General features: G+C 71.8%; 15 protein-coding genes. 9 read left to right on the forward strand and 6 right to left on the reverse strand.

Features of this window, described 5'->3' with window-relative positions; genetic code table 11:
* Both GTW43_RS38430 and GTW43_RS36575 read left to right on the forward strand, forming a co-directional pair.
* On the forward strand, positions 1 to 881 hold an 881-nt coding region (locus GTW43_RS38430), incomplete at its 5' end, for an RHS repeat-associated core domain-containing protein (RefSeq protein ID WP_237537006.1).
* Between the two features lie 13 nt (positions 882 to 894).
* Complete coding sequence (locus tag GTW43_RS36575) at positions 895 to 1,149, forward strand: hypothetical protein (protein WP_161306271.1); 255 nt, start codon at positions 895 to 897, stop codon at positions 1,147 to 1,149.
* Between the two features lie 274 nt (positions 1,150 to 1,423).
* On the opposite strand, the gene GTW43_RS36580 is transcribed toward GTW43_RS36575, so the two are convergent.
* The 3 genes from GTW43_RS36580 to GTW43_RS36590 form a co-directional block, all read right to left on the reverse strand.
* Positions 1,424 to 2,197 (reverse strand): SDR family oxidoreductase, encoded by a 774-nt coding sequence (locus GTW43_RS36580; RefSeq protein ID WP_161306272.1) that lies wholly within the window; start codon positions 2,195 to 2,197, stop codon positions 1,424 to 1,426.
* A 20-nt stretch (positions 2,198 to 2,217) separates the two neighbouring features.
* Complete coding sequence (locus GTW43_RS36585) at positions 2,218 to 3,783, reverse strand: multicopper oxidase domain-containing protein (RefSeq protein WP_161306273.1); 1,566 nt, start codon at positions 3,781 to 3,783, stop codon at positions 2,218 to 2,220.
* Positions 3,784 to 3,877: 94 nt separating this feature from the next.
* Positions 3,878 to 4,558: an MOSC domain-containing protein gene (locus tag GTW43_RS36590; protein WP_161306274.1), complete on the reverse strand. Its 681-nt coding sequence runs from the start codon at positions 4,556 to 4,558 to the stop codon at positions 3,878 to 3,880.
* Positions 4,559 to 4,640: 82 nt separating this feature from the next.
* Between GTW43_RS36590 and GTW43_RS36595 the strand changes: the two genes are divergently transcribed.
* A complete protein-coding gene (locus tag GTW43_RS36595; protein ID WP_161306275.1) occupies positions 4,641 to 5,537 on the forward strand; it encodes a LysR family transcriptional regulator in 897 nt (298 codons plus the stop codon).
* 81 nt (positions 5,538 to 5,618) lie between these two features.
* Here the strand turns inward: GTW43_RS36595 and GTW43_RS36600 are convergent, their stop codons facing one another.
* On the reverse strand, positions 5,619 to 5,960 hold the full coding sequence (locus tag GTW43_RS36600) for a WhiB family transcriptional regulator (RefSeq protein WP_161306276.1): 342 nt from the start codon (positions 5,958 to 5,960) through the stop codon (positions 5,619 to 5,621).
* Positions 5,961 to 6,351: 391 nt separating this feature from the next.
* On the opposite strand from GTW43_RS36600, the gene GTW43_RS36605 reads away from it, so the two are divergent.
* The 4 genes from GTW43_RS36605 to GTW43_RS36620 all read left to right on the forward strand — a co-directional run bounded on the left by GTW43_RS36605 (position 6,352) and on the right by GTW43_RS36620 (position 10,805).
* Positions 6,352 to 6,963 (forward strand): response regulator transcription factor, encoded by a 612-nt coding sequence (locus tag GTW43_RS36605; protein WP_003948568.1) that lies wholly within the window; start codon positions 6,352 to 6,354, stop codon positions 6,961 to 6,963.
* A gap of 341 nt (positions 6,964 to 7,304) precedes the next feature.
* A complete protein-coding gene (locus GTW43_RS36610; RefSeq protein WP_161306277.1) occupies positions 7,305 to 7,892 on the forward strand; it encodes a sigma-70 family RNA polymerase sigma factor in 588 nt (195 codons plus the stop codon).
* A 183-nt stretch (positions 7,893 to 8,075) separates the two neighbouring features.
* Complete coding sequence (guaB, locus tag GTW43_RS36615) at positions 8,076 to 9,578, forward strand: IMP dehydrogenase (protein WP_161306278.1); 1,503 nt, start codon at positions 8,076 to 8,078, stop codon at positions 9,576 to 9,578.
* A gap of 102 nt (positions 9,579 to 9,680) precedes the next feature.
* Complete coding sequence (locus GTW43_RS36620) at positions 9,681 to 10,805, forward strand: GuaB3 family IMP dehydrogenase-related protein (RefSeq protein WP_161306279.1); 1,125 nt, start codon at positions 9,681 to 9,683, stop codon at positions 10,803 to 10,805.
* 83 nt (positions 10,806 to 10,888) lie between these two features.
* Here GTW43_RS36620 and GTW43_RS36625 read toward each other — a convergent pair whose 3' ends face one another.
* Both GTW43_RS36625 and GTW43_RS36630 read right to left on the reverse strand, forming a co-directional pair.
* Positions 10,889 to 11,458, reverse strand: a complete 570-nt coding sequence (locus GTW43_RS36625; protein WP_161306280.1) for a hypothetical protein — start codon at positions 11,456 to 11,458, stop codon at positions 10,889 to 10,891.
* A gap of 62 nt (positions 11,459 to 11,520) precedes the next feature.
* Complete coding sequence (locus GTW43_RS36630) at positions 11,521 to 12,840, reverse strand: nucleotide sugar dehydrogenase (protein ID WP_161306281.1); 1,320 nt, start codon at positions 12,838 to 12,840, stop codon at positions 11,521 to 11,523.
* A 351-nt stretch (positions 12,841 to 13,191) separates the two neighbouring features.
* On the opposite strand from GTW43_RS36630, the gene GTW43_RS36635 reads away from it, so the two are divergent.
* Both GTW43_RS36635 and GTW43_RS36640 read left to right on the forward strand, forming a co-directional pair.
* On the forward strand, positions 13,192 to 14,898 hold the full coding sequence (locus GTW43_RS36635; protein WP_161306282.1) for a glycerol-3-phosphate dehydrogenase/oxidase: 1,707 nt from the start codon (positions 13,192 to 13,194) through the stop codon (positions 14,896 to 14,898).
* 266 nt (positions 14,899 to 15,164) lie between these two features.
* On the forward strand, positions 15,165 to 16,399 hold a 1,235-nt coding region (locus GTW43_RS36640; protein WP_161306283.1), incomplete at its 3' end, for a serine/threonine-protein kinase.

Consider the following 16,399-nt stretch of genomic DNA (forward strand, 5'->3'; position numbering starts at 1 on the left):
CCGTCTGGCGCTACACGTACGACCCCCTCGGCCGCCGCACCTCAAAACAGCGCATGTCCCCGGACGGCACGACCGTGACAGAACGGGTCACCTTCACCTGGGACGGCACCACCCTCTGCGAACAGACGACCTCGTCGGCGGGCGTCCCGAACCCGGTGACCCTCACCTGGGACCACCGCGGCCTGCACCCCATCACCCAGACCGAACGCATCACGGCAGCCGACGCCCCGCAGTCCGAGATCGACTCCCGCTTCTTCGCCATCGTCACCGACCTCATCGGCACCCCACGCGAACTCGTGGCAGAAGACGGCGACATCGCCTGGCACACCCGCACCACCCTCTGGGGCACCACCACCTGGAACACCAACGCCACCGCCTACACCCCCCTCCGCTTCCCCGGCCAGTACCACGACCCCGAAACAGGCCTCCACTACAACTACTTCCGCCACTACGACCCCGAAACGGCCCGCTACCTTTCAGCTGATCCCCTGGGGCTGCAGCCAGGGCCAAATTCGGTGGCCTATGTGCACAACCCTCACACCTGGCTGGACCCGTTGGGGCTAGCTCCCGCTGCTTGCGAACATCCTGCAGTCCAGGAAACGCGTGACAGCCTGGGCGGTGGCAGCATTGTCAGTAAGCATCCGATGACTGCAGACGAGGCGTTGGATGCAGCCCAGAAGTTCTTGGGTGAGGACTATGGGGAGCTAGGGAACGGCCGGGGCGTATTCCGCAGCGCTGACCAACTACGCCAGTTCCGCATGGATCCAGATTCCCTCCAGGGAGGACATTGGCCTCACATTCCACACGTGCACTTCGAGATGTTCGAACGCTCGGGCGCCAAGAAGGCCGCAGTTAACAACCATGTACCCTTGATAGAGTAGATACTGGAATTTCATGCCTCACGAAGATGAGAAAGAGTCGAGGATTCAAATCGGCTCAATTGGGCGCATCGCTTCCGGTGACGAGGCCGGAAAGTTCGTCCGAATCGATGAGCTTCCGGATGAGCCGCCAAGCTACCTGATCCTCCTGGCTTACGACGCGGAATTTTCGCGCGGTTGCGGCGACTACTGGGTAGAGGACAGGCTCTCTTTGGTGCAATTTTTCACAGAGGGGAATTGGGAAGTGGAGTGGCGAGAATTCCTATCCTGAGCTCAGTGACCTGACTCGATTAGTAGGGTTCCCGTGATAGACCGAACCGGACGGAACGGGCGCATCTCGTAATTCGGTGATGACAAGCGAGTGCACGTTTACGCGAAATGACGACAGTAAGGTCATCGTCCAGGACCACGGGTGCGGTCACTACTCTGGCGAAGAAGGGGGATGGAGGCCAGGGTCCCCTTTTCAACGCCCGGGGCGTCCGGTACGCCGCCACCCGGAGGCGGGCTGTCAGGCCCTCAGTCGCAGCGTCGAGGCCACCGGCCGGCTACTGCGGCCCGTACTTGCGCCCCGTCCGTGACGTGATTCCGCCGAGCAGCGGGCGTGGGGTCACCTTCACCACGCCCATCAGCGCCTTGTAGCGGGGGTCCGGGATCGACAGGGACTTGCCGCGGTCCAGGTCCGCCAGGGCCGCCGCGACCAGCTTGTCCGCGTCGAGCCACATCCACTTGGGGATGTTGTCCGTGCCCATGCCGGCCCGCTCGTGGAACTCCGTGCGGACGAACCCCGGGCACAGCGCCATCAGCCGCACCCCGCTGCCCGCCAGGTCCTTCGCCGCGCCCTGCGTGAACTGCACGACCCAGGCCTTCGACGCCCCGTACGTGCCGCGCGGCACGAACGCCGCGACCGACGCCACGTTGATCACGCCGCCGCGCCCGCGCTCCCGCATCGACTCCGTCGCCGCCGACGTCAGCCGCAGCACCGCCTCGATGTGCACCTTCAGCATCGTCAGTTCGTCGGCCATGGGGACGTCGAGGTAGCGCCCCTTGTTCCCGAACCCGGCGTTGTTGACGAGGAGATCGACCGGCGAGCGGCGCTCGCGCAGCCGCTCCTCGACCGCCGCGATGCCCTCCTCCGTGGACAGGTCCGCGGCCAGCACCTGGGCCTCGATGCCGTGCCCGTCGTGCAGTTCGGTCGCCTGCTCCCGGAGCCGCTTCGTGTCGCGCGCGACGAGGACCAGGTTGTGGCCGTCCGCGGCCAGGCGCCGGGCGAACGCCGCCCCGATGCCCGCGGTGGATCCGGTGATCAGTGCCGTAGTCATGGACCAAGGGTAGTGAGCGCTCAGTGCCCCTCGTGCCCCCGGCCGGTCGGGGGCCGCGCCCGCTGACCCTGGTCGACGACCACGAACTGGCCCATCATCCCGCCGTCCTCGTGGTACAGCAGATGGCAGTGGTACATGAACGGGGTGTCCGGGTCGGCGAATTCGGGCCCGCCGTCGAAGCGCAGCGCGAGCTTCATCGTCGTCCCGCTGGGGATCAGAACCGTGTCCTTGCGGCCGCGCAGCGCGGCGGGCGGCTTCGCGCCGTCCACCTCCACGACCCTGAACTGCACGTCGTGGACGTGGAAGTTGTGCGGCATGCCGTTCTCGTTGCGCACGGTCCAGACCTCGGTCGTCCCCCGGGTGACGGTGGCGTCCACGCGGTCCATGGCCATGGCGCGTCCGTTGATCCCGCTCATCTTCAGGTCGAAGTACCGCGAACGCACCGCCTGCGCGGGGTCCGGCAGGTCCAGCTCGCCGAGCCGTGCCGGGACGTCGGGGGAGGGCCGCAGGGTGTCGGCGGCCCGCAACTGCAGCACGTCGAACGAGTCGTCGCCGCCCGCGAACCTCCTCTCGAACGCGCCCGCGTAGCTGTCGCCCTGCGGGAAGCTGCGCAGCACGGCCCGCTCACCGGCCCGCATCCGCACCACGACCTCCGCCCGCTCGCCCGGCGACAGCCGCACCCGGTCCAGGGCGGCGGGCCGGTCGAGGAGCCCGCCGTCGGTGCCGACGAGCGCCACGTCGCGCCCGTCGGAGAAGCCGAAGTCGTAGGTGCGGGCGGTCGAGGCGTTCAGGAGACGCAGCCGTACGCGCTCGTCGCGGACCACCCGGTACGGGTCGAGCGTGCCGTTGACCAGGGTGCGGTCGCCGAGGAAGCCGACGTTCTGCATCATCCCGTGGCCGTGGTCGAAGCGGTCCCCGTCGAACCGCACGTCCTGGACGACGACGGGCAGGTCGTCGACCCCGTAGCGCTTCGGGAGGGCGAGCCGCCGGCTGTTCTCGTCGTCGAGCAGGAACATCCCGGCGAGCCCGCGCTGCACGTGCTGTTCGGTGCGGCCGTGCGGATGCGGGTGGTACCAGAGGGTCGCGGCGGGCTGGTCGATCCGCCAGTTCGGCTTCCACGCGGCGCCGGGCTCGACCATCTGGTGCGGGCCGCCGTCCATGCGGGCGGGCAGGTGCATGCCGTGCCAGTGCACGGTCGAGGCCTCGTCGAGGCCGTTGCGGACCCGGACCTCGACCCGCTCGCCGCGCTCGGCGCGCAACGTCGGGCCCAGGTAGGACCCGTTGAACCCCCAGGTGGGGGTCGTGCGACCGGGCCTGAACTCGGTCCGGCCCGCCTGCATCCGCAGGTCGAAGACGCGCCGGCCGGTGGACCGGTCGACGTGCGACGGCGCGAGGGGCGGGATCGCCAGCTCGTTCGTGAACTCCGTCCGGTCGGCCGTGGTGACCTTCGCGTCGCTCCACAGCCACCACACCCCCGCGCCGATCAGGACGGCGAGCACGGCGACGAGCGAGGCGAGGACGACGAGGACGCGGCGCAGCCGGGGCCGCTTCCGGGCGGGACGGGCTCTTCCTTCGGTGGGGGCCATGCCCCGAGCGTCCCGTCGGGGCACGCCCGCTCACATCGGGGGCGGCCCCGGAACCGCCCCCGAACCGCACCCCGACCGGTACCGGGGTTTGCCCCTAAGACCCGTCCCGCGCCCCGTACTTGGCCATGTACGCGCGCGCCTGCCGGACGGTCTCCGGGTGCAGCGCGTCCCCGGCCGCGAGCAGCCGCGGCAGCAGGTCCCGCTCCGTCGTCACCGCCCGGAACTGAAGGGCGACCGTCACCTCGTGCTCCGGCCGGTGGACGACCTCGATGGTGTCCCCGGCCCGGATCTCGCCCGGCTCGAGCACCCGCAGGTACGCGCCCGGCGCGCCCTCCTGCGTGAACCGGCGGACCCAGCCCTTCTCGCCGAGGTGGCCCTGGAAGGTGCGGCACGGGATGCGGCTGGACGTCACCTCGAGGAGCGGCCCGGTGCCGATCCGCCAGCGCTCGCCGATCGTCGCGCCGGAGACGTCGACGCCCTCCGTGGTCAGGTTCTCCCCGAAGCAGCCGCTCGGCAGCTGCCGGTCCAGGGTCCGCTCCCAGGCGTCCAGGTCCTCGCGCGCGAACGCGTACACCGCCTGGTCGTCCCCGCCGTGATGGCGCAGGTCGCACACCGCGTCCCCGGCCAGACCGCTGCCGCCGACGCCCTTGGCGCCGGGTGCCGCCACCCGGACCGGGCCCTCGACGGGCTGCTTGCCGATACCGGTGACGCCCTCGGGCTGGTCGGTGTACTCCACGGCCTCGGCGCGGCCCAGATTGAGAGACAGAAGCTTCATGCGACCCCACGCTACGGGACCCGGCGTCAAAGCCGCCGCCCAATAATCGGCGCACACTCCAAGACCCGCTTATGATCGAAGGATGATCGAGGCCCGTCATCTCCGTGTCCTGCGCGCCGTCGCCGCCACCGGCTCCTTCTCGGCGGCGGCCCGCGAGCTCGGCTGCACCCAGCCCGCCGTCAGCCAGCAGATGAAGGCGCTCGAGTCCTCGGCCGGCACCCCGCTGCTCATCCGCACGGGCCGCGAGATGCGGCTGACCCAGGCCGGCGAGGCCCTCGTGCGGCACGCGGCGGGCATCCTCGCCGGGCTGACCGCCGCGGAGGAGGAGGTCGCCGCGATCGCGGGCCTGCGGGCGGGCCGGGTGCGGCTCGTCTCGTTCCCCAGCGGCAGTTCGACGCTGGTGCCGACGGCCCTGGCCGCACTGCGCGCCGAGCACCCCGGCACCCGCGTCTCGCTGGTGGAGGCCGAGCCGCCGCGCTCGGTCGAGATGCTGCGGGAGGGCGACTGCGACGTGGCGCTGGCCTTCCGGTACGCGGGGGCGCACGCCGCGGAGGAGTGGGAGGACCTCGTCGTGCGGCCGCTGCTCGCGGACCGGCTCGTGGGCCTGGTGCCCGAGGGGCACGCGCTGGCCGGTGCGGGGTCGGTGACCATCGACGCCTTCGCGGACGAGCCGTGGATCGCGGGGTGTCCGCGCTGCCGCCGCCAGCTGGTGGAGGTGTGCCGCGGGGCGGGCTTCGCGCCGCGCATCGACTTCGCGACGGACGACTACCCGGCGGTCGTCGGCCTGGTCGGCGCGGGACTCGGCGTGGCCGTCCTGCCCGAACTGGCCATCGAGTCTGTTCGGCCCAAGGGTGCACGCACAGTGACCGTCGAGCCGCCCGTGCAGCGGGAGATCGTGGCCCTGACGCTCCCCGATCTGGCCCAGGTGCCCGCCGTCGCGGCGACCCTCGACCACCTCGCGCGCGCCGCCGCGCGCTGACCTCCGGCCGGTGTGCACGCACCACGGACCCGGGCACGCCACGGCGCGCCCGGGTCCGTCCGTGCGTGGAGAAACGTTCCTTCAGTGGCCGGCCGGACTGGCCGCCGGGCGCGCCGCACCCCCTGCCGATGCCGTGACGAGCCGGTTGCGGGCGCGTCCCATGAGTTCTTCGCGTTCGTCCTCGGTCAGGCCGCCCCAGACGCCGTACGGCTCGCGCACCTGAAGCGCGTGAGCAGCGCACTCGGCCCGTACGGGGCACCTCATGCAGACCTCTTTGGCCGAGTTCTCACGGGCGCTGCGCGCCGCCCCCCGCTCGCCCTCCGGGTGGAAGAAGAGCGAGCTGTCGACCCCGCGGCAGGCCGCGAGGAGCTGCCAGTCCCACAGATCTGCGTTCGGTCCGGGAAGGCGGGAGAAATCTGCCATTGCTGTGTCCCCTTGTAGCCGTTGTGACGCGGATACGGTGCCCATGACCGTACATCTACTGTCTAAGGAGATGAAAATATGACTCATTGCGAATCTAGCTACAGACACCAGCAGAAGGGAAGAAAAGCGGCTAAATGGGGCATAGCTTGTGATGAAACCTTGTGGGTACGCCGTGCTGCCCTTGCCGTGTGCGGCCCCTCACGTAGAGTGCCGAACCAGGCCGTCCGACCCGTAACTCTTTCGGGTGACCGTCGTTGAGAGTGCGGAGGCGGTTGAAACGCCGGGTGTTCGGGCAGATGTCCGGTCCACTCGGGAAGTGTCGACCGCACAGGTGACGATTCGTACCAGCCTGGAGGCTCAAGGTGACGCGCATCAGCTGCGGAGGACGGTCATGACATCCGTCCTCGTCTGCGACGACTCCCCGCTTGCCCGAGAGGCGCTCCGCCGCGCGGTCGCGACCGTGCCCGGCGTCGAGCGCGTGACGACCGCGGCCAACGGGGAGGAAGTCCTCCGCCGCTGGGGCGCCGATCGCTCGGACCTGATTCTGATGGACGTACGCATGCCCGGACTGGGCGGCGTCGAGACGGTCCGGCGGCTGCTGTCCGCCGACCCCGGTGCGCGCATCATCATGCTCACCGTGGCCGAGGACCTGGACGGGGTGGCGCTCGCCGTCGCCGCCGGTGCCCGCGGCTATCTGCACAAGGACGCCTCGCGCGCCGAGCTGCGCGCCACGGTGACCCAGGCGCTGGCCGACCCGACCTGGCGGCTCGCCCCGCGTCGGCTGCGCTCCGCCGAGATGGGCGCCGCGCCGACGCTCACCGCGCGGGAGATCCAGGTGCTCGAGGGTATGAGTCACGGCCGGTCCAATGCGGAGATCGGGCGCGAGCTCTTCCTCTCCGAGGACACCGTGAAGACCCACGCCCGGCGCCTGTTCAAGAAGCTCGGTGCGTCCGACCGGGCGCACGCGGTCGCGCTCGGGTTCCGCTGGGGACTCGTCCGCTAGAGCCCCGCGTCGGGGGCGGTGGTTGTGGTGGTGCGACCGGCTCGCCGGCGTGGCTGGTCGCGCCGTTGCCCGCGCCTCTGCTGGACGCACCCCGTGCACCCTCGGGGGCGTTCGACGCGGGCGTCGCTGTCTCGTTTCGCGTCGGATGACGCATCCTTGGACGTGTGGAGTTCCTCGGGGACGACGAGTCGGGCGAACAGGGTCAGCGAGAGGGGAGGGCGCAGGAGATGAGTTCCGGCGCACCTGTCCATGATGTTTCTGACGCTTCCGTCCATAACGCTTCGGTGCACAACCAGGGGCGCGGTGCCGCGGACCGTGCCCCGGCAGGGCACCATGGATCGATGCGCGACGACGAGACAGTGACCCCTCAGGGGGGCATCGGTACCCTCGTCGGTCGCGCCGTCGACGGTGACGAGCAGGCCACGCACGATCTGCTCGCGCACGTCCACCCCCTCGCCATCCGCTACTGCCGCACCCGGTTGTCGCGGCTCCCGGGGGACGCGCGGCACTTCGTGGAGGACCTCGCCCAGGAGGTCTGTGTCGCGGTGCTGCTCGCGCTGCCGCGCTACAAGGACACCGGGCGGCCCTTCGAGGCCTTCGTCTTCGCCATCGCCGCGCACAAGGTCGCCGACCTGCAGCGGGCCGCGATGCGCGGGCCGGGCTCCACCGCCGTGCCCTCCGACGAGATGCCGGAGCGCCCCGACGACTCGCTGGGCCCGGAGGAGCGTGCGCTGCTCAACAGCGACGCGGCCTGGGCCAAGAAGCTCCTCGCCAACCTCCCGCAGAACCAGCGGGAGCTGCTGCTCCTGCGGATCGCCGTCGGGCTCACCGCGGAGGAGACCGGGCAGATGCTGGGCATGTCGCCCGGCGCCGTCCGGGTCGCCCAGCACCGGGCGCTCAGCCGTCTGCGGGCCCTCGCGGAGCAGTAGCGGGAGGGCGGCGGCGCGGTGTCGGGACGGCGGCGGCGCGGTGCGCGGAGCGGCCGCGGGACCCCGGGCGACGTCCGTGTGAACGTACAAAGTCTTCTGATGATCTTGCTCGTGGAATGAGACGGGTGCTGTTCCCGTTAGCATGGACATCCGCACCGATCAAGGCCATTTGGGGAAGGTGTCATGACTGCAAACGTCGACGGAGTGCCCGAGAAATTCGCGACACTCGGGCTGACCTACGACGACGTGCTGCTGCTGCCGGGCGCATCCGAGGTGCTGCCCAACGCGGTCGACACCTCGTCCCGCATCTCGCGCAACGTGCGGGTGAACATCCCGCTGCTGTCGGCGGCCATGGACAAGGTCACCGAGGCCCGCATGGCCATCGCCATGGCGCGGCAGGGCGGCGTCGGCGTACTGCACCGCAACCTGGCCATCGAGGACCAGGTCAACCAGGTCGACCTCGTGAAGCGCTCCGAGTCCGGCATGGTGACCGACCCGATCACCGTCCACCCGGACGCGACGCTGGCCGAGGCCGACGCGCTGTGCGCGAAGTTCCGCATCAGCGGCGTCCCGGTGACCGACCCGGCGGGCAAGCTGCTCGGCATCGTCACCAACCGCGACATGGCGTTCGAGAACGACCGCAGCCGGCAGGTCCGCGAGGTCATGACGCCGATGCCGCTCGTCACCGGCAAGGTCGGCATCTCCGGCGTCGATGCCATGGAGCTGCTGCGCCGCCACAAGATCGAGAAGCTTCCGCTGGTCGACGACGCGGGCGTCCTCAAGGGCCTCATCACGGTCAAGGACTTCGTCAAGGCCGAGCAGTACCCCAACGCGGCCAAGGACTCCGAGGGCCGGCTCCTCGTCGGTGCCGCCGTCGGCGCGAGCCCCGAGGCGCTCGAGCGGGCCCAGGCGCTCGCCGCGGCCGGTGTGGACTTCCTCATCGTCGACACCTCGCACGGCCACAACAGCAACGCGCTCAGCTGGATGTCGAAGATCAAGTCGAGCGTCGGTGTCGACGTCATCGGGGGCAACGTGGCGACGCGTGACGGCGCCCAGGCCCTCATCGACGCCGGTGTCGACGGCGTCAAGGTCGGCGTCGGCCCCGGCTCCATCTGCACCACCCGCGTCGTCGCCGGCATCGGCGTCCCGCAGGTCACCGCGATCTACGAGGCGGCCCTCGCCGCCCGCGCGGCCGGCGTCCCGGTCATCGGCGACGGCGGCCTCCAGTACTCCGGCGACATCGGCAAGGCGCTCGCCGCCGGTGCCGACACCGTGATGCTGGGCAGCCTGCTGGCCGGCTGCGAGGAGTCGCCGGGCGAGCTGCTCTTCATCAACGGCAAGCAGTTCAAGTCGTACCGCGGCATGGGGTCGCTCGGGGCGATGCAGTCCCGCGGCCAGGGCCGCTCGTACTCCAAGGACCGGTACTTCCAGGCCGACGTCGCCTCCGACGACAAGCTCGTGCCCGAGGGCATCGAGGGCCAGGTGCCCTACCGCGGCCCCCTGGCCAACGTGCTGCACCAGCTCGTCGGCGGCCTGCGCCAGACGATGGGCTACGTGGGCGCGGCCACGGTCGACGAGATGGAGTCCAAGGGCCGTTTCGTCCGCATCACCTCGGCGGGTCTCAAGGAGAGCCACCCGCACGACATCCAGATGACGGTCGAGGCGCCGAACTACAGCCGGAAGTAGTACCACGCCGACGAGGGGCGGGCCCGGGGACTCCGGGGCCGCCCCTCACGCGCGTGTCGGGGATACTGGTACGCGCAGACCAAGAGGGAAAGGCCCCACAACGTGACTGAGATCGAGATCGGGCGCGGCAAGCGCGGCCGCCGCGCGTACGCCTTCGACGACATCGCCGTCGTGCCGAGCCGGCGCACCCGCGACCCGAAGGAGGTCTCGATCGCCTGGCAGATCGACGCCTACCGCTTCGAGCTGCCGTTCCTCGCGGCGCCCATGGACTCCGTCGTCTCGCCGGCCACCGCCATCCGCATCGGCGAGATGGGCGGCCTCGGCGTGCTGAACCTCGAGGGTCTGTGGACCCGGTACGAGGACCCGCAGCCGCTGCTCGACGAGATCGCCGAGCTGGACTCCGAGACGGCCACCCGCCGCCTCCAGGAGATCTACGCGGCGCCGATCCAGGCCGACCTGATCGGGCAGCGCATCAAGGAGGTGCGCGACTCCGGTGTCGTCACCGCCGCCGCGCTCTCCCCGCAGCGCACCGCCGAGTTCTCCAAGGCCGTCGTGGACGCGGGCGTCGACATCTTCGTGATCCGCGGCACGACCGTCTCCGCCGAGCACGTCTCCGGCGCGGCCGAGCCGCTGAACCTGAAGCAGTTCATCTACGAGCTCGACGTGCCGGTCATCGTCGGCGGCTGCGCCACGTACACGGCCGCGCTGCACCTGATGCGCACCGGCGCGGCCGGTGTCCTCGTCGGCTTCGGCGGCGGCGCCGCGCACACCACGCGCAACGTGCTGGGCATCCAGGTCCCGATGGCCACGGCCGTCGCCGACGTGGCAGCCGCCCGCCGCGACTACATGGACGAGTCCGGCGGCCGCTACGTGCACGTCATCGCCGACGGCGGCGTGGGCTGGTCCGGCGACCTGCCCAAGGCCGTCGCGTGCGGCGCCGACGCCGTGATGATGGGCTCCCCGCTCGCCCGCGCGACGGACGCGCCGGGCCGCGGTCACCACTGGGGCATGGAGGCCGTCCACGAGGACGTGCCGCGCGGCAAGAAGGTCGACCTCGGCACCGTCGGCACCACCGAGGAGGTCCTGACCGGCCCCTCGCACACCCCCGACGGCTCGATGAACTTCTTCGGCGCCCTCAAGCGCGCGATGGCCACGACCGGCTACAGCGAGCTCAAGGAGTTCCAGCGCGTCGAGGTCACGGTCGCCGACTCCCAGCACCGCCGCTGACGTCCCGGCGCACCGGCACCAGCACATGAGCGGGGCCCCACCGATCCGGTGGGGCCCCGCTCATGTTGTCTGTACCGGGCCGGTTACTGCCCGGCCCTCTTCGCGCTGCCGAACGCGGCGAAGCCGCCGACGAGCAGGAAGATGTACGTCAGCGGGTCGGACTCTTCCTTCCACGCCTTGGTGATGATCTCGAAGTGGTCCGAGAACGCCTCGACGAACGACGTGTTCGTGTACTCGCTGAGGGCCATCGCGTAGCCGGTCAGCTGGCCCAGGTACACGGCGCCGACCGCGAGCACGGCGCAGACGATGGGCAGGGCCTGGTTGCGGCCGCCGATCTTGCCCGCGGCGAAGCCGATGACGAGGCCGACCGCGACGGCCGCGTAGCCGATCTCGTGCTCGGTGGCCTTCATGATCGCGCCGTAGGCCCACGCGAGCACCAGGGCGGCGACGACGGCGGCGACCGCCGCCAGCGCCACGTTGCCGCTGCGCCCCGCCGGCGCGGGCGGGAAGCCCATCGGCTGCTGGCCCTGCTGCTGGGGGAACGGTGCGTACGGCTGCTGGCCCTGCGGGGGCTGCTGCTGCGGGTAGCCGTAGCCGGGCTGCTGCTGCTGGGCGTACGGGTTGTTGTCCTGTGGCGGTGGCGGCTGGGCCATGCGGATCCCCCGACGGTGTGATGGCACGCACGGATGTGCGCAGAGGGGCCGCACAGTAGCAGTCAGAGACGGTGTGCCGCGCCTGCGGGGGTGACGCCGCGGGTGTCCAGGAGCAGCTGTGCCTTCACCGCGAGGCCCTGGAGGTCGTACGTGCGGTGCGGCTGGAGCAGGATCGTCAGGTCGGCGGCGGCCGCCGCCTCGTAGAGGGAGTCGGCGCGCGGGACCGGGCGGGCGAGCACGTTCCAGGACGGGACGTAGGGGTCGTGGTAGCTGACGGAGGCGCCGAACTGCATGAGGCGGGTGGCGATCTCCTCGGCCGGGGTGGCCTGCTGGTCGGCGAGGTCGGGCTTGTAGGTGACGCCCAGGAGCAGGACGCGGGCACCGCGGGCCGACTTGCCGTGCTCGTTGAGGAGGGCGGCGGCGCGCTGGACGACGTAGCTCGGCATGTGGTCGTTGACCTGGCGGGCCAGTTCGACCATGCGCAGCGGGCGGGCCGGCAGGTGCGGGGAGGTCAGGTCCTGGGGCAGTGCGTGGCCGCCGACGCCGGGGCCCGGGCGGAAGGCCTGGAAGCCGAAGGGCTTGGTCTCGGCGCAGCGGATGACGTCCCACAGGTCGACACCGAGGTCGTGGCAGAGCACCGCCATCTCGTTGACCAGCGCGATGTTGACGTGCCGGTAGTTCGTCTCGAGGAGGTGGACCGTCTCGGCCTCGCGCGGGCCGCGGGCGCGCACGACCTTGTCGGTGAGCCGGCTGTAGAACGTGGCGGCCGACTCGGTGCAGGCCGGGGTGAGGCCGCCGATGACCTTGGGGGTCGCCGTGTACGGGTGCGCGCGGCTGCCCGGGTCGACGCGGCCGGGCGCGTGCGCGAGGTGGAAGTCGCGGCCGGCGCGGAGTCCGGAGCCCTCCTCGAGGACGGGCAGCAGCAGGTTCTCGGTGGTGCCCGGCGGGACGGGCGACTCGACGATGACCGTGGTGTGCGGGCGCAGCTGGGCCGCGAGGGTGCGGGTCGCGTCGAGGACGTGGGCCAGGCTCGGCGCGCCGTCGGGGCCGGGCGGGGTGGGCGCGCAGATCACGGCGGTGCGGACCCGGGCGAGCTCGGCGGGGTCCGTGGTGGGGCGGAAGCCGGCGGCGAGCATGCGGCGGATGTCGGCGGCGGTGAGCGCGGTGCCGTCGCTGTCGGCGGGCAGCCGACCGGCGGCGAGGTCGCCGGCCCGGTCCCGGTCGTGGCCGACGGTGGCGACTCCGGCGGCGACGGCGGCCCGGGCGAGCGGCAGGCCGAGGTGGCCGAGGCCGATGACGGCGAGGTCCTGCCGGGAGTTCCCCCGGGTGCGCAGGTGCGGCGACGGGTGCGGGCTCTCGGCGGGGCCGGGGGCTGCGGGCATGGCGGTGGCGTCCTTTCCCGGGAGACGGACCGGCGTGTAGCCGGAGCGGGACGAGGGCGCAAGCCCGGTGGACAGAACGGGCGAGCGCACAGTCAGACTAGGAGTAAATATGACCGATATGCCGCATTGTGCGATCATGAATTACCGCATGTCGCGTGGGCCCCGCCCCCTGGCCGGGGCGCTGCACGGGCGCCTGCCGGGTGCCGGCGCCGGTCTGCCGTGGTGGCCGGAACCGGGCAGCCGGGACAGAATCGGAGCACGCCGCACCGGGACTGCCCGCGGCTTGCTCGCCGCGAGCCCGGGTACATCTGCCGGTGACGGCGGCGGCCGACGACAGCGGGAGGCAGCAGCATGAAGGCAGCGGCACTGGGACCCGAGCAGCGCGCGGAGGCCCTCGCGGCCATGGCCGAGCGGGAGCTGGACATCCTCGTCGTGGGCGCCGGGGTGGTCGGCGCGGGCACCGCGCTCGACGCGGTCACCCGCGGACTGTCCACCGGGATCGTCGAGGCGAGGGACTGGGCGTCCGGCACGTCGAGCCGCTCCAGCAAGCTGATCCACGGGGGGCTCCGGTATCTCGAGATGCTGGACTTCGCCCTCGTGCGGGAGGCGCTGAAGGAGCGCGGGCTGCTGCTCGAACGGCTCGCGCCGCACCTCGTCAAGCCCGTGCCCTTCCTGTACCCGCTCCAGCACAAGGGCTGGGAGCGGCTCTACGCGGGCTCGGGCGTCGCGCTCTACGACGCGATGTCGATGGCCCGGGGCCACGGGCGCGGGCTGCCCACGCACCGGCACCTCAGCCGCAAGCACGCGCTGCGGGTCGCGCCCTGCCTCAAGAAGGACGCGCTGGTCGGCGCCCTCCAGTACTACGACGCCCAGATGGACGACGCCCGCTATGTCGCCACGCTGGTGCGCACCGCCGCCATGTACGGCGCGAAGGCGGCCAACCGGGCCCGGGTCACCGGCTTCCTGCGCGAGGGCGAGCGCGTCGTCGGCGCCCGTGTGGAGGACCTGGAGGGCGGCGGCACGTACGAGATCCACGCCAAGCAGGTGGTCAACGCGACGGGGGTGTGGACCGACGACACCCAGGCGATGGTCGGCGAGCGCGGCCAGTTCCACGTCCGCGCCTCCAAGGGCATCCACCTCGTCGTGCCCAAGGACCGGATCAACTCGACGACCGGACTGATCCTCCGGACCGAGAAGAGCGTCCTTTTCGTCATCCCGTGGGGCCGGCACTGGATCATCGGCACGACCGACACGGACTGGGACCTCGACAAGGCGCACCCGGCCGCGTCCAGCGCCGACATCGACTACCTGCTCGAGCACGTGAACTCGGTCCTGGGCGTGCCCCTCACCCGCGACGACGTCGAGGGCGTCTACGCGGGCCTGCGGCCGCTGCTCGCCGGCGAGTCCGACGCCACGAGCAAGCTGTCCCGCGAGCACACCGTCGCCCACCCCGTCCCCGGCCTCGTGGTCGTCGCGGGCGGCAAGTACACGACGTACCGCGTCATGGCCAAGGACGCCGTCGACGAGGCGGTGCACGGGCTCGACCAGCGGGTCGCCGAGTGCGTCACGGAGGACGTGCCGCTGGCCGGCGCCGAGGGCTACCGGGCGTTGTGGAACGCGCGAGCGCGCATCGCCGCGCAGACCGGACTGCACGTCGTCCGCGTCGAGCACCTGCTCAACAGGTTCGGCGCGCTCGTCGAGGAGGTCCTCGCCCTGATCACCGCGGACCCCGGGCTCGGCGCCCCGCTCGGCGGCGCCGAGGACTACCTGCGCGCCGAGGTCGTCTACGCGGCCTCGCACGAGGGAGCCCGCCACCTGGACGACGTCCTGACCCGGCGCACCCGCATCTCCATCGAGACCTTCGACCGGGGCACGCGCTGCGCCCGGGAGGCCGCCGGACTCATGGCGCCGGTGCTCGGCTGGGACAAGGACCAGATCGAGCGCGAGGTCGAGCACTACGAGAAGCGGGTCGAGGCCGAGCGCGAGTCGCAGCTGCAGCCCGACGACCTCACGGCGGACGCGGCGCGGCTCGGGGCGCCGGACATCGCGGCCCTGTGAGCCGGGGCCCCGCCGGGCCCGCGCCGGACAACTGACCTGCCCGCACGCCCCGTTCCCGCCCGACCGAGGCGTGGAACGGGGCTTGCTCTGAGCCGCGGGCAGCGGAAGAGTGGCGTCCACCCCGGGGCAGGAAGGTGGCGGACCGCTCTTCACCGGACGCAACCGGACGTTCCTGACAGGCGTGTCCCGGGGCCACCCTGGGCGCCGGGCGGTCCCCGCGTGAGGGACAATGAAGGCTCTGTCAGGGCGGGTTGCAGAGGGGACGCATGTCGGAGGCGGAGCGGTCGGGCCAGGCCCGTCAGGACAACAGCGCGCGTCAGGACTCTGAGGACGCCTCGGCACAGGACGCCAAGGACGCCGCGCGGACCGGTGCGACCCCGGGTGCCGAGGGCGCCGGGGACGTTCGGGACGGCCGGTCCGTCAAGGATCCCCGGGAGCCGTCGGAGGGTCAGCGGCCCGGTTCCGAGCCGGAGTCGGCGGATGCCGCGCGCGGTGCGGGCGGACGCCTGCTCGCCGGGCGGTACCGGCTCGGCGAGGTGCTCGGGCGCGGCGGCATGGGCACCGTGTGGCGTGCCAAGGACGAGACGCTCGGACGTACGGTCGCGGTCAAGGAGCTGCGCTTCCCCTCCGCGATCGACGACGACGAGAAGCGCCGGCTGATCACCCGGACCCTGCGCGAGGCCAAGGCCATCGCCCGGATCCGCAACAACGGCGCGGTGACCGTCTTCGACGTCGTCGACGAGGACGACCGGCCGTGGATCGTCATGGAGCTCATCGAGGGCAAGTCCCTCGCCGAGGCCGTGCGCGAGGACGGGCTGCTCGAGCCGCGCCGCGCCGCCGAGGTCGGCCTCGCGATCCTCGACGTGCTGCGCGCCGCGCACCGCGAGGGCATCCTGCACCGCGACGTGAAGCCGTCGAACGTGCTGATCGCGGAGGACGGCCGCGTCGTCCTCACCGACTTCGGCATCGCCCAGGTCGAGGGCGACCCGTCGATCACATCCACCGGCATGCTCGTCGGCGCGCCCTCCTACATCTCGCCGGAGCGCGCCCGCGGCCACAAGCCGGGCCCCGCCGCCGACCTGTGGTCGCTGGGCGGTCTGCTCTACGCGTCCGTCGAGGGCATCCCCCCGTACGACAAGGGGTCGGCGATCGCCACGCTGACCGCCGTGATGACCGAGCCGGTCGACCCGCCGCAGAACGCGGGACCGCTCGAGCCGGTCATCTACGGGCTGCTCGCGAAGGACCCCGACCAGCGGCTCGACGACGCGGGCGCCCGCGCCCTGCTCCAGGACGTGCTGCACGCCCCGGAGCCCGCGGCGGTGCCCGAGCCCGAGCCGGCCGACGCGACGAAGGTGGTCCCGCTGCCGCCCGTGCCGCCGGAGGCGCCGTCGCTCACGAAGCGTCCGGCCCGGACCGGCCCGTCCGCGGCCGCCACCGCCGCCGCAGGGGTCGCCGCGCGCGGCGAGGAGGCGGCCGAACGGCTGCGCGGGGCACTGAAGTC

This window comes from Streptomyces sp. SID5785 (genome assembly GCF_009870065.1).
In the GTDB taxonomy this organism is placed as follows: Bacteria; Actinomycetota; Actinomycetes; order Streptomycetales; family Streptomycetaceae; genus Streptomyces.